Raw genomic sequence first — 13,132 nt, forward strand, 5'->3', positions numbered from 1 at the left:
TCACAAGACTTGATATTGCCATTGACGATAAGAACGAAAAGCCATTCTTTACCATTGAGCAGATAAAGAAGAAATGCGAAAAAGAGGAATTTATCTCAAACAGTGAGGGTTATAAGTTTGACGAAAGCAAGTTTGATGATTTCGACACCGCAAAGACTGTCTATATCGGAGCTGGAAAATCGGGATTGTCCTACCGCTTTTATGACAAGGATAAGGAAGTCTGTTCCAAGTATAATAAGTCGCTTGATGAAGTGGGGAGCTGGAAACGGACAGAAATGCAACTGCGTGACGAAAAGGCTCATGCCTTTGCCATGACATTCAAGGACAGACCGCTGGAACTTGGGGAACTGGCTTTCGGACTGCTGGCAAACAACCTGCGCTTTGTCGTGCCAAACAGAAATGAAAGCAATAAGAGCAGATGGAAAACGTGTCGGTTTTGGGAACGCTTTTTAGGGGCTGTGGAAGTCTTGAAACTGCAAGTACCAAAACAGCATAATTCCCTTGAAGAAACACAGCAATGGCTCACAGAGGGTGGCGTGATTTCAGCGGTCAAAAGTTTTTACTTCTTGGAAGAACATGACGCATTAGGTGGACTGGAAAAAGTGGGAACTATGCTGGATAAGGCAAGATACAGCAACTCCCTTTCCAGTAAACTAACTGCTCATTTACAGAGGATTGACCGCACCGACCTTATCCCCTATATCCAGTATGACACGAAACATGGGAAAGGGGGTATCTGATGAACAGCAACGATATTCCCGTATGGGAAAAATACACCCTTACCATTGAAGAAGCGTCAAAGTATTTCCGTATCGGAGAAAACAAGTTAAGACGCTTGGCAGAGGAAAACAAGGACGCTGGCTGGCTCATTATGAATGGCAACCGCATACAGATTAAACGCCGACAGTTTGAACAGGTCATTGATAAATTGGACGCTATCTAGTGCAAATGAGCCTTGTATGTGTTATGATGAAAACAAGTCATATCAAGGCTCTTTCCAACAAGGAAAGGAGCAGACACCATGAAAGAAAAAAGACGGGATAGCAAAGGACGTATCCTGCATACTGGAGAGAGCCAACGAACAGACGGGGAATACTTATATAAATATGTGGACGCATTTGGAAACACAAAATATGTGTATGCTTGGAGATTGACACCCACAGACCCGACACCAAAGGGAAAACGGGAAAAACCCTCACTTCGTGAACTGGAACAGCAGATAAGACGGGATATTGAGGACGGTATCGACAGCACAGGCAAGAAAATGACGCTTTGCCAACTCTACGCCAAACAGAACGCACAGAGGGCAAATGTGAAGAAAAGCACACAGAAACAGCGGGAACAGCTCATGCGGTTATTGAAAGAGGACAAGTTAGGTGCTAGGAGCATTGATACGATAAAACCCTCTGACGCTAAAGAATGGGCATTACGCATGAAAGACAAAGGCTTTTCCTATAACACCATTAACAACTATAAACGCTCGTTAAAAGCGTCATTCTATATCGCCATACAAGACGATTGTGTAAGGAAAAACCCTTTTGATTTCAAGTTAAGTGAAGTCCTAGAAAATGATACCAAAGAGAAAGCCGCATTGACAGAGGAACAGGAACAAGCCCTACTCTCATTCATCAAGACGGACAATGTGTATCACAAGTATTATGATGATGTGCTGATACTGTTAAAGACAGGACTTCGTATCTCGGAACTGTGCGGACTGACAATTATGGACGTTGATTTTATCCATGAGGTTGTAGTTATCGACCACCAGTTACTAAAGAGCAAGGAACAGGGCTATTACATTGAAACGCCTAAGACAAAAAGCGGAACAAGGCAAGTGCCATTAAGCAGAGAAACGATACAAGCATTTCAACGGGTTATGAAGAAACGCCCAAAGGCAGAACCGTTTATGATAGACGGACGGGGCAACTTTCTATTTGTCAATCAGAAAGGCAAGCCAAAAGTTGCGATTGATTACAATATGCTTTTTGTCCGTATGGTAAAGAAATACAACAAGCAACACAAGGACAATCCCTTGCCACATATCACACCGCATACGCTACGCCATACATTCTGCACAAGATTGGCAAGTAAGAACATGAACCCAAAAGATTTACAGTATATCATGGGACATTCAAATATCAGTATCACAATGAACTGGTATGCTCATGCGTCCATAGATACCGCAAAATCAGAGGTTCAGCGTCTAATCGCATAAGAAGTATTTACCACGATTTTAACCATGCTTGATAGCGAAAATATAAGAAGATAGACCTAGATATGTGAGGTTTACCACAAAAGCAAAATGCCCGTAGAGCCTATAAAATAAGGCTTTGCGGACATTTAAGAAGATATAAAAAGATAGTCAAAAAGACATATATAATTTTATTTCAATAACTTTAATATCATCCTGTTGGGTAATCAAATCTGATATCATATAAATATCGTCAATAAACGCACAAACTATTCGAACGCCTGCTACATCATTGAGATATGTCTGTATATTTTCTGTTGTAAATTCATATCCCATCTTCTGCAATTTATCGTAAATACTATTGGGCTGCTTAATTCTTGTTTTTATAAAAGAAATAGGATTTCGATTGTTCTCAACTGAAAATTCATCATCCAAAACCTCAAGTTTAGTTTGTATCTCCCGAATAGCACAACGATACATCATCATTAAATTATAAAATTTTGTAGCATTATTTAAAAACTGTAGTGATTCCGGACTGTTCATCCTGAGTTTTTTTACTTCATCTTTTATCATGGAACTTTCCTTTCTACCTCATCCCTGATTTCAAAACATTATTTATTTTGATAGTTGATTTGTTCTCCTTGAATTACTGGATAACAAATCATTTTATCACTATCCAGATTTTCTACATGCATATCTACTGCACTGATCTGATGGTTTTCATAAGTATTGTAATAATAAATACCTTTTGTAACATTACAACACGACGTATACAATGTGATTTCATATTTTCCATCCGTTACTTCGCAACATCCTCGTTGTTGATCCACAGATCCGAGAATGTGGAAGAATTGGCTAACGCTTTCTTCCTCTGATTCACCTGAAATTGCATTTACCTTTGTAAAAGCTACACGTACAAAGCGTGAGGAAGATGAGAGATCTCCCGGAAGACCTAATCCTCCCATACCTCTACTATATGCATCAAGAGCCAAATTTTCGCAGAAAGTATTTCTGGGCTGTTTAGGAGATAAATACATATAATTATTTAGTTGAAACATCTGCTGTGGAAATGGCGGATTATTCGTAAGCACTCCTACTGGATTGTCATAAATATGCAAACCATCTGACATAGATTCTACCGTAATTGACTCATTCTCATCAGAAATGATCCAGTGTAATTGTGCTAATGGTAATTGCTCGCTGAAAGGAGTATTAACAATATTAATTCGTTCAAGAAGCTCGCGAACTTCAACTAAAGAAGAACACTGACTTAAAATCCACGGAATAAATTCAAACTGTGCAATATTTTCCACATCTGGCTTAAGCGCAGCATAAACAGCATTTCCGACAAAATTCAGTCCTGCCATTGCCACTCCTTTTTCATTCATAGCATCATAATACAAAGGATAATCCTCTGCAACATGAGCCATTCCAATAATTGCATAATGATTTTTCATATCGCCAACATGGCGAAAATTAAACGCATAATTACGTGGTGTAATTACTATCTGATCACCATAAGAGAATTCATAATCGAGGGTTCGTCCAAAGTAAAAATCTTTTGTTTTATAAGTTGCTGCTGTACACATGATCGTTTATCCTCCTAAATAGATTGAAATATGTCAATGAGTTTTTTCTTGAACAATATTATAGCACAATTCTTTTATTTTGTTCCAACTTCATACATGATCATAACATGTAAACTTTAAACTATTTTCCTAGATTATTTCTCCATCAGTTTTTCAAACCAGGTATTCATAGCTAGGATGAATTGACCTACGTCTGGCAATTCTTGCAGCATTTCGTTTAGGGTTTTGTGCTTCACATATTTCTGCACATACACCCAACAGGCAACGCTACTGGCTTCTGATACAATGCCAGCTATGGTTTTGCGCATAAGCTCTTCAAATTCAGCAATTTCTTCTTTCGGAACAACATCATACAGTGTTGGTGCCTGATGACTTATTTTTACTCCATTTTCATTTGCATCTTTAAGCAGATTCTTAACTTTTTCTCTTGAATCCTCCGGTACTTTCATGTACTCCCACATAAATGCTACCACATCGGCTGGTGTGTCTTTTTTTAGTGGTGGTAACTGAATATAATCATTGTTTTCGCTCATTTTCATATCCTCTTCACGATATAATAAAATCAATAATACGTTCTCTTGTCATGTCCAGTACAGTGTCCACGAATACTCCTGCAAACAGGATCAGATACAGAATTACACTCAGCGAAAATAGAAATGCAACCTGTACCCAGTCATGATAACAGTATGCAGTCGCTATAATCAGCAAAGTGAATAGAAACCCAAGGATTCCCCTGACAACCGCATAAGTCTGTACTGTCATCTTCACTGCTAGGCCGATCACAAAAAGGATCAGCCATACTGGCAGTAATAATATCTTCCCAGCAAGTTTTAAAATAAACATGTGTACCTCCTATCTTACCAGTCCTGCATATCATGGTTCACCGCTGCCTGGTAATATCCCTGCATGGTTGCCGGAGCATTATACAATGCAGCGAGTAAATATTTCTTAATGTTCTTGATTTCGGTTGTATTTTTCTTCATGCTGGAAATTACATACTGGATATGCATAAAGTTTAGTTTCATGAATCGATTTTTAACAAATTCTGTTGGTAGTTCATTACTGGCAATCACTAACTTTTTTCCAGTGTATGCTACAGTCTCAACAATCAACTCATAGATTCCCTGTACGAGTTGTACTTCGTTTGGGTAACTCTGCAAAAGAACATCATAATCGATATTTTGTTTGACTGTCTCTTCCAAGATAGAATACTGTTCCATCTCATCACATCTGATCTTATCATCTTCTGATTCTTGAGCCACAGATAGGATAAGATTAGATTCTGTATTACTCTTGTAAGTATTATTAGAATGGAAAAGACAAAGGAGCTGGTTACAATTGTATGTACTCAGCTCCTTTGTGTATAATAACACAAGGAATGATTCATCAACCGGTATCCTAAGCTAAAACAAGGAATGAATCCCTATAGGAACATAGAATATTTTGAGAAACGAAAAGAATTCATCAGGAGAAAAAGAAAAATAGCAAAGAATCGAGTTGCCGCTGCTAATCCTACTTATGTATAAAAGGATTAGTAGTCATCAAGGCTCGAGCCGTATACAGGGAAACTTGTAAAAATATAATGGATGGCTGCAACTTTTTTCATATGACTTTTGTATATAAGGTAAAGAGATGAAAAGAAGGTGGGAGGTGGAACGTATTGAGTAATTATTATGATGAGAATGAACTAATTAGACGAATCCAAAAAGGAGATGAATCAGCGTTAGCAATAATAATTTCGGAATATCATGCTTATGTCGGAAAAATTGTATACAGTATCTTAGGCAGTTACTCTCATAAAATTGATCTTCAGGGTGTGGTTAATCAGATCTTTTTTACCTTGTGGCATAAAGCTAATAAAATTGATCCATCGAAAAGCGTTACAATAAAAGGTTATTTAGGCACATTGGCCAGAAATACAGCTATAAATGAAAAGAAAAAATGCATACCAGATTACCAGATAAATGATGAGGTCATAGCAGATATTTCCGATGATTTTAACCAGGTTGAATTGAGATTACTGCTGGCGAATGCTCTGAGGAAACTGAATAAGGATGAGCAGTTAATATTAGTTCTGTTTTATTTTCAAAATGAGAAAATAGCCGATATTTCCCGCATTACAGGTATTCCGGCATCCACAGTAAAAAGCAAACTCAAACGCTGCAAAGAGAAGATGAAAAAATTTTTGGAAGAAGGAGGAAATCAGTATGAAAATTTCGTATAACGATATGTTTACTAACATTTCAGATGTTGCTTATGAAATATTAGAAGAAAATGATATGTTTAATGATGAAACCGATGATATGTTTTCTTCAGATAGAACTTGTAAAGATGTAACAGATATGATCCATGATCAGAAAATCGTGAGAAAAAGGCATTTTGCTATCAAGAGTGTTTTACTGGTTGCAGCTCTTGTTGCAATGTCGTCTATTCTTGCTATTGCTCACAACTACGGTGCAGCATTAATTGATGACAGCAACCGGCATTTAGTTGGAAAAGGACTTCATGGAGAAGGACAGATAATAGGAGCTGATGAAGAGATAGAGGTTCCGGATGAACCTTCAGATGGAATTTGGGAAACAACAGCTCGTATTAAATCATACAAAAACGTAAGCATTAGTCCAAACAGTATAACAGAATTTGCTGTATCCGGTGACGCCGGACAATATATTACTCCGGAAATTATATTTGGCAACAATGATTTAGTCATTTTTGAGCAGGAAGACGGATCAGGCTGGAAATTAAATGAGGGAGAAACCTTAATGATTCAGGCAACGGAATATGAAGCGGAAACAAACGGTGGAAATGGCCAGGGAATCATGTATTTTTATATCTGTGACGGTGAAATATTAGATGGAAAATCAGAGCCTCGTAAAGAATTAAATCAAACCTTTGAATTAACTGCAGAAAAATCCGGAGAATATTATATCTGTCTTTTAGGTGTAAGCTCAGATCCTATATCTTTAAAGGAAGGAAAAATAGTTATTAAATAGTAAAAAACGGTTATGAGAGAGAGTGCGATTACCAGGTTAGGTGATCGCACTCTCTCTCATTTTTTTGCTATAGGAAACTTCAAATTTTTTTAAAATTATGCAACTTTTTTAATGTTCCATTGTATATATAGGTAACAGGAAGTGTGGGAAATAAAGGAAGTAAAGGGGGTAAATGTTTATGAAAACAATTTTAAAGCGAACGATTGGTTTTTTTCTTTCTCTTGCAATGATAATTTCTGTAGCATGTTCTACGGCGGTCGCAGCAGAGACACCAGAAGATCAAATTTACATCTCCCAATAAGGGGTGACAACAGAGCGGAACCAAAATGTTAGCTGGACTTCTTAAAACCCATGTTTGCAAACCGGTAATTTTGATTAGCTGTCAGCTAACAAAAATCGGATTGCGTTAGCTGGAAATTGATCATTTTGAATGGAATTTTATGTCACGAATGTGATTAGAAAATAACAAAAGCGTTCGTTGTCAGCTAATTCAGCTAACATTTTTGAACGCTTTGAACCGTCCCTGGGGGGATTCGAACCCCCGCAAAAACCCGCCTTAGGAGGGCGGTGCTCTATCCAGCTGAGCTACAGAGACACATGACGCAAACCCTTGATTTTACTGGGGTTCTAGGATTTTTCCCTTTGGGGAATGCCTCGGTCTTCCTTAGGAGGACCTCGTTATATCCATTTAACTAAGGGAACAATTGTATCTGTATTCCAGACACAGTTAATATCTTATCATAGAACCTACAAATTCTCAACCGTTTTTCATCTATTTGGAAATGAACCGTGTTGATGGAAATACGAGAGAAACTTGATGCAATCGGGATATCGTCTGAACAGGTAGACAAGAATCAAGTAGTTGTTAAGCATGTTAAAATAGATGGGAAACACTGTAGATGTATGACGAGACGGGACGATAGTTATATTGTTGCCGTAACAGTGGAGGATTCTGTTTATTTACAGGGAACTCTTTTAGCAATACTGATAGTGGGCACTTATCTGGTATTGGCGACATGCTGGATGATGTATATGCTCTCGAAAGTTATAAAAGAAAGGGATAGAAGAAAATAAAGCCGGTGCAGGATTCATTTCCTGTATCGGCTTTACTGCTCCTATCAAGACTCTCTATGTTTCTCAATATAATACGGAACGCAGGTTGTGAAGAAATCAAGAATCGTATCTGCATAAGAAGTATCATCTTTTGGAATCGCATGAAGTACCTGTTGAATCGCGAATCCATCAAGTGTAGCCATAAAGATAGAAGCGAATTGTTCTGCAAGCTTACGATCATCAAGTGCAAATGCAGAAGCAAAAAGCGTAGCAGCCTGATCCAGGATCGACTTCAATCCGGAGGTATATTTCTGGGAAAATTCTGAATCACATTTCATTGCATCTGATAATAGAAGTAAGTATAGCTTTTCTTCCTGAAGGCGTTTGAAACGAATCCGAGCTTCTTTTTCTACATTAGAAAAGAGAGAATCTACGGTGATTTTTTCGTTCTCATTTTCATGAAAAATACGATGTGCAAAATGAATCGAATCAGTGACAATCTCATCAAATAAATCCTGTTTATTCTTATAGTAATAATAAATCGCGCCGGTTGTCATATTGGCTTCGGCAGCAATCGAACGCATACTTGTCTTATCAATTCCGAACTTTTCAATCTGTCGGATTGCAGCTTGTTTGATCTGTGTTTTGGTTGTGTTTTTTTGTTCATTCATGTTCTTTACACCTCGAAATGAATTTGTGTTATTACTCACAAAATCTGCATCATCCGTGTCTCTTGGCAGTGTGGTTGACACGGGAGTGAACAGTAACATGATTATAGCATAAAAAAAGATAAATGTAACATCGATATTTGTTTGACAAAGCACATAACAAATGTTATGTTGGTCTTATAGGAAATTATTATAATTTATGAAAAGATTTATGAAAAAGGAGAGGGAATATGACAGACAAATTTAAAGGCTGGTATCCGGACTATATTGAGAACGAAAAAGAACGTGAACCAATCTTAAAACTTGCCAAGATGATGACAGGGCGTGCAAAGAAAAAGCTCGGATTAGAGAAGATGACAAAGTACGATCCGGAGTATTGGGGACTGGCACTTTTGTGTACGGATGAGCAGGCTGAGATCGCATTGAAGATGGGGGTGCGCCAGCCGAAAACTTTAGATCAGATGGTGAAGGTGACAGGCAAGGACAGAGGTTATCTGGAGAAGCAGTTAGAGGAAATGGCAGAGGTTGCGCTGGTGGAGTATAACTGGGAAAATCCACAGCATGAGAAGCAGTATGTACTGCCAATCTTCGTGCCTGGAAGTGCAGAGTTCTCTTGTATGAATGCGAAGATGTTAGAGAAGCATCCGGAGCTTGGAATTTTCTTTGAGAGAATGAGTCGTATTGCATTAGAAGGACTTGCACCATTTATGCCTGAGGGCGGTGTTGGAATGCATGTTATTCCGGTAGAGAAGGCAATTTCAACAGAGAATCAGTCTCTGCCGATCGAGCACATTTCACATTGGCTTGAAAAGTATGAGGGAAAATATGCAGCGAGTCCATGTTCTTGTAGAAGATCTCGTAAAACATTCGATGAGGGATGTGCGGATGATCCGGAAGAATGGTGTATTGCGGTGGGCGATATGGCAGATTATATCGTTGAGACAAATAAAGGTGGACACTATATTACAAAGGAACGTGCGTTAGAGATTCTGAAACAGGCAGAGGACAATGGTTTCGTACATCAGATTACAAATATTGACGGTGAGAATAAGATTTTCGCCATCTGTAACTGTAATGTAAATGTCTGTTATGCGCTTCGTACTTCACAGTTATTTAATACACCGAATATGGACAGATCTGCATATGTTGCAAAAGTTGAGACAGAGAACTGTGTGGCTTGCGGACGTTGTGTAGAGTACTGCCCGGCAGGTGCTGTTAAGCTTGGTCAGAAGCTTTGTAAGAAGGATGGTTCTCAGGTAGAGTATCCGAAGCATGTTCTTCCTACAGAGAAGAAATGGGGACCGGAGATGTGGGACGAAGACTATCGTGATAAGAACCGCATCAACTGTTATGATACAGGTACAGCTCCGTGTAAGACAGCCTGTCCGGCACATATCGCTGTTCAGGGTTATATCAAGATGGCAGCGCAGGGAAGATACAGAGATGCCCTTGCACTGATCAAGAAGAACAACCCACTCCCGGCAGTCTGCGGACATATCTGTAACCGTCGCTGTGAGGACGCATGTACACGTGGAACAATCGATCAGGCAATTGCAATCGATGAAGTTAAGAAGTTTATTGCAGCTCAGGATCTGAATGCTGAGACACGTTTTATTCCGGAGAAAGTAGTTCCGGCAACAAAAGGATATTTCGATGAGAAGATTGCGATCATCGGTGGTGGACCGGCAGGTTTATCCTGTGCATTCTATCTTGCTGAAAAAGGATATAAGCCGACTATTTTCGAGAAAAATGAGCGTGCCGGCGGTATGCTCGTATACGGAATCCCATCATTCAAATTAGAGAAGGATGTCGTACAGGCAGAAATCGATATTATCAAAGAGATGGGGGTAGAGATCAAGACTGGTGTAGAAGTTGGAAAAGACATCACATTAGATGAACTTCGTGCACAGGGATACAAAGCATTTTACATTGCAATCGGATGTCAGGGGGGACGTCTTCCGGGAATCCCGAATGATACAGCAAAGGGATGTGCATCTGCAGTTGATCTCTTAAAAGAGGTGAATGCAAATGAAAAATACGACATCAAGGGTGACGTAGTTGTCATCGGTGGTGGTAACGTAGCGATCGACGTAGCAAGAGACTCTAAGAGATGTGCAAGTGACGATACAAAGGTAAATATGTTCTGTCTGGAGTCCAGAGAGACAATGCCGGCTTCCGTAGAAGAGATAGAAGAAGCTGAGTCAGAAGGAATCGTTGTAAATCCGGGCTGGGGACCGAAGGAAGTTCTCGTAGACGAGAATGGTGAGGTCCGCGGTGTTGTATTAAAGAAATGTCTTTCTGTATTTGATGCAGAAGGAAGATTCAATCCGACATATGATGAGAGTGAGCTTATGACAGTAGAATGTAAGCATGTATTCTTCTCTGTTGGTCAGTCAATCGTATGGGGTGATCTGTTAAAGGGAAGTAAGGTAGAACTTGGACGCGGCAATGGAGCAGTTGCAGACGAGCTTACTTACCAGACAGCAGAACCGGATATTTTTGTTGGTGGAGACGTTTATACAGGACCGAAGTTTGCAATCGATGCGATCACAGCAGGAAAGCAGGGAGCAATCTCAATTCATCGTTTTGTACAGCCACAGTCCAGTCTTACAATCGGACGTAACAGAAATGATTTCATCGAATTAGATAAGAATGACATCAAGGTGGAGAATTATGATAATTCCAGCCGTCAGATTCCAGGACATAATGATGCAATTGATACAAAACATTCCTTCCGTGATGCAAAGCTTTTATTTACAGAAGAGCAGGTGAAAGCGGAGACAGCGCGCTGTCTTGGATGTGGAGCATCTGTTGTTGATCCGAATAAATGTATCGGCTGCGGACTTTGTACAACAAAATGTGAGTTTGATGCAATCAAGTTACATAGAGAACTTCCGGAATGTAGCAGAATGGTTCCTTACGAGGATCGTCTGAAATTTGTTCTTCCGAACATGGTAAAACAGTCCATCAAACTAAAATTTAAGAAGAAATAAATTTGAAAGAAATTAAAGTAACTGTTCAGAGCCAACCTCCAAAATGCTACGCATTTCGTCGGTGTGGCGTATCCGCCAAATAAAATTTCAAAAACAGTCTTAAAAATGCAAACATTTTACACCTGTTTTATGAAATTTTGCTTGGCTCTGAACAGTTACAAATTAAAATCTAAGGAAAATTTTAAAAGGAAACAAGGGGGAAAAGTAAATGGGAATACTTTATAATGTACCTGATTTAAAAACCTGGGGAATTATGTTCTTTATCCTCGTAGTTCTGATCGCACTGAATGAATTAGGACGTGAAACAAAATGGGGTGGAATCTTACTGTTTGTGATTGTTCCGGTTGTGCTGACAATCTTTGTATGGCCGACAACCTGTGCGCCGGGAAATGAGTACGGAACCGGAAACTGGTTCAACTGGGCAAAGACTTACTCTGCACTTGCAGGTTGTGTTGGTTTCATGCTGATGCGTTATATTCCGAATGCGACAAAGCATAAATGGGTAATCTGCTTCCCGCCACTGATTCTTGCAATCAATATTTGTGAGGCAGTTTTCCGTGATTTCGAGGCATACAGCTTCCATGCATTTGCAGGCGAGAAAGTAAACAATCTCTGGGTTATGTCAGGACCGTGGAATATCATGAATGGAATTGCAGGTATTTTAAACATCCTGCTGATCTGCGGGTGGACAGGTATTTACATTTCCAAAGAAAAGAGTAAAGATATGATGTGGCCGGATATGGACTGGATCTATATCCTTGGATATGATCTTTGGAACTTTGCATATACATATAACTGTATTTCAGACCATTCTGTATACTGTGGTGTGATTCTGCTGTTATCCTGTACTATCCCTGCATTCTTTATCAAGAAAGGATGCTGGTTACAGCATAGAGCACACACACTGGCACTTTGGATTATGTTTATCATGACAGTTCCACAGTTTGCAGACAGACTGGCGCCTGTTCCGACAACACATAATCCGAAGGCATTCTTTGCTGTAAGCTTTCTTTCTTTAGTTGTGAATGCGGCAGCAGTTATTTACCAGTTCAGCGTAATCCGCAAGAATAAGTTGAATCCGTTTAAGGATGAGATTTATACAGACAAAGCATTTTACAAGAAAATAAATGCAGAGAATAAATAAATTGATAATAAAAAGTCCAAACAAGGATTTTTTGCGGCCAAAAACAGAAAGTATTTATCAAAATAAAAATATCCTGAACAAGTTGCAGAGCCAGAAAGCCTTGTAACTGTCAGGATATTTTTGTTTGGTGCTGTCAGCTTTAAAAAACGTTATTTACCGACAGCCCCTTCTTTATGTGAGATACATAACTTACTGGAAAATGTCTTAAAAAATCAAGAAAAACATTTAATATATGATATATTTGCAGATTTTGGCTACTTTTCATCTGGATTTGGCAAGAAATGCACCTCCTTTTCGCCTATAATGCAATTGTAAATGAAAAGGAGGTGTTTAGAGATGATGAAGAGAATTAAAAGATGGCTGCATGAGATTTATGAAGAAGATATTAAGTTCTTTGGACAGATGAACGGAATGTACTTTAGATAAGCAATAGAAAAAGAAAATAAAAGAAAAAAGGAGAAAGAAAATTATGAGAAAATTAGCAAAATGGTTTGAAGAATC

At 38.9% G+C, this 13,132-nt stretch carries 14 protein-coding genes and 1 tRNA gene; 8 read left to right on the plus strand and 7 right to left on the minus strand.

Annotated elements, in window-relative coordinates; translation table 11 throughout:
* From DXB52_RS13180 to DXB52_RS13190, 3 genes are all read left to right on the plus strand, one after another.
* A partial coding sequence (locus DXB52_RS13180) for a replication initiation factor domain-containing protein (RefSeq protein WP_207661761.1) occupies window positions 1–740 on the plus strand: 740 nt, incomplete at its 5' end.
* Window positions 740–943, plus strand: coding sequence for an excisionase (locus DXB52_RS13185; protein ID WP_059026980.1), 204 nt, complete (start codon window positions 740–742; stop codon window positions 941–943). The genes DXB52_RS13180 and DXB52_RS13185, both read left to right, overlap by 1 nt.
* A gap of 78 nt (window positions 944–1,021) precedes the next feature.
* Window positions 1,022–2,215 carry a site-specific integrase gene (locus tag DXB52_RS13190; protein WP_069424454.1) on the plus strand — a complete coding sequence of 398 codons (1,194 nt, stop codon included), beginning with the start codon at window positions 1,022–1,024 and terminating at the stop codon, window positions 2,213–2,215.
* A gap of 147 nt (window positions 2,216–2,362) precedes the next feature.
* On the opposite strand, the gene DXB52_RS13200 is transcribed toward DXB52_RS13190, so the two are convergent.
* The 5 genes from DXB52_RS13200 to DXB52_RS13220 form a co-directional block, all read right to left on the minus strand.
* On the minus strand, window positions 2,363–2,764 hold the full coding sequence (locus tag DXB52_RS13200; RefSeq protein ID WP_472520201.1) for a GTP pyrophosphokinase: 402 nt from the start codon (window positions 2,762–2,764) through the stop codon (window positions 2,363–2,365).
* A gap of 38 nt (window positions 2,765–2,802) precedes the next feature.
* Entirely contained in the window at window positions 2,803–3,780 is a 978-nt protein-coding gene (bsh, locus tag DXB52_RS13205; protein ID WP_118107712.1) for a choloylglycine hydrolase, read from the minus strand.
* A gap of 134 nt (window positions 3,781–3,914) precedes the next feature.
* Window positions 3,915–4,313, minus strand: coding sequence for a hypothetical protein (locus DXB52_RS13210; RefSeq protein WP_330677942.1), 399 nt, complete (start codon window positions 4,311–4,313; stop codon window positions 3,915–3,917).
* A 13-nt stretch (window positions 4,314–4,326) separates the two neighbouring features.
* Complete coding sequence (locus DXB52_RS13215) at window positions 4,327–4,623, minus strand: hypothetical protein (protein ID WP_055166957.1); 297 nt, start codon at window positions 4,621–4,623, stop codon at window positions 4,327–4,329.
* A 14-nt stretch (window positions 4,624–4,637) separates the two neighbouring features.
* The gene (locus DXB52_RS13220; protein WP_118107714.1) at window positions 4,638–5,042 is read right to left on the minus strand and encodes a DUF6017 domain-containing protein; all 405 of its coding nucleotides are present in this window, start codon (window positions 5,040–5,042) and stop codon (window positions 4,638–4,640) included.
* A 398-nt stretch (window positions 5,043–5,440) separates the two neighbouring features.
* On the opposite strand from DXB52_RS13220, the gene DXB52_RS13225 reads away from it, so the two are divergent.
* From DXB52_RS13225 to DXB52_RS17440, 3 genes are all read left to right on the plus strand, one after another.
* Window positions 5,441–6,004 carry an RNA polymerase sigma factor gene (locus tag DXB52_RS13225; RefSeq protein ID WP_117861307.1) on the plus strand — a complete coding sequence of 188 codons (564 nt, stop codon included), beginning with the start codon at window positions 5,441–5,443 and terminating at the stop codon, window positions 6,002–6,004.
* Window positions 5,988–6,773 carry a hypothetical protein gene (locus tag DXB52_RS13230; RefSeq protein WP_118107716.1) on the plus strand — a complete coding sequence of 262 codons (786 nt, stop codon included), beginning with the start codon at window positions 5,988–5,990 and terminating at the stop codon, window positions 6,771–6,773. The genes DXB52_RS13225 and DXB52_RS13230 overlap by 17 nt, the downstream gene beginning before the upstream one ends.
* A 178-nt stretch (window positions 6,774–6,951) precedes the next feature.
* Window positions 6,952–7,074: a hypothetical protein gene (locus DXB52_RS17440; protein ID WP_255651100.1), complete on the plus strand. Its 123-nt coding sequence runs from the start codon at window positions 6,952–6,954 to the stop codon at window positions 7,072–7,074.
* A gap of 217 nt (window positions 7,075–7,291) precedes the next feature.
* On the opposite strand, the gene DXB52_RS13240 is transcribed toward DXB52_RS17440, so the two are convergent.
* Window positions 7,292–7,368 (minus strand) — tRNA-Arg (locus DXB52_RS13240).
* Window positions 7,369–7,891: 523 nt separating this feature from the next.
* Window positions 7,892–8,497 carry a TetR/AcrR family transcriptional regulator gene (locus tag DXB52_RS13250; protein WP_181989210.1) on the minus strand — a complete coding sequence of 202 codons (606 nt, stop codon included), beginning with the start codon at window positions 8,495–8,497 and terminating at the stop codon, window positions 7,892–7,894.
* 227 nt (window positions 8,498–8,724) lie between these two features.
* On the opposite strand from DXB52_RS13250, the gene DXB52_RS13255 reads away from it, so the two are divergent.
* Window positions 8,725–11,487, plus strand: coding sequence for an FAD-dependent oxidoreductase (locus DXB52_RS13255; protein ID WP_118107720.1), 2,763 nt, complete (start codon window positions 8,725–8,727; stop codon window positions 11,485–11,487).
* A gap of 208 nt (window positions 11,488–11,695) precedes the next feature.
* Window positions 11,696–12,631, plus strand: a complete 936-nt coding sequence (locus DXB52_RS13260; protein WP_055163273.1) for a DUF5692 family protein — start codon at window positions 11,696–11,698, stop codon at window positions 12,629–12,631.
* Window positions 12,632–13,132 lie beyond the last annotated feature (501 nt).

This window comes from Ruminococcus sp. OM04-4AA (assembly GCF_003462585.1).
Classification (GTDB): Bacteria; Bacillota; Clostridia; order Lachnospirales; family Lachnospiraceae; genus Mediterraneibacter; species Mediterraneibacter faecis.